1 protein-coding gene is annotated in these 330 nt (G+C 61.5%); it reads left to right on the top strand.

All coding sequences use genetic code 11. The features are described from left to right. Positions 1–27: 27 nt before the first annotated feature. Positions 28–156, top strand: coding sequence for a hypothetical protein (locus tag GJA_RS28565; RefSeq protein ID WP_277914414.1), 129 nt, complete (start codon positions 28–30; stop codon positions 154–156). The last annotated feature ends 174 nt before the right edge of the window (positions 157–330 follow it).

Below are 330 nucleotides of genomic sequence, written 5' to 3'. Positions count from 1 at the left end.
AAGCGAATCAATATCGGCGCCAATGGCGTGGCCTACACACCGCTGGATATGCAGGCACGCGGCCTGACCAGCATTGCGCGGATTTCCGTCAGCCCTCTCAATACCGAGCACGACATCGAGTTGCTGATCGCGGCGCTACGCGAATTACGCGATTAAACCTCGACGTCCACCCACAGGCCCTGGCGCGGCGCATCTTCAATCAGCGGCACCACCGGCACGGTGTTATCGGCGTTAAGCTCATCGCCGGGGATCGCCAGGTGCTGCTCTGGATCTTCATCAGCTTCGCGCCGGCGTTTCTGCTGCTCTTGCTGGCGGCGCTGTTCTTCGCGC

This window comes from Janthinobacterium agaricidamnosum NBRC 102515 = DSM 9628, from assembly GCF_000723165.1.
In the GTDB taxonomy this organism is placed as follows: domain Bacteria; phylum Pseudomonadota; class Gammaproteobacteria; order Burkholderiales; family Burkholderiaceae_D; genus Janthinobacterium; species Janthinobacterium agaricidamnosum.
This window is presented reverse-complemented; position numbering and strand designations above follow the sequence as displayed.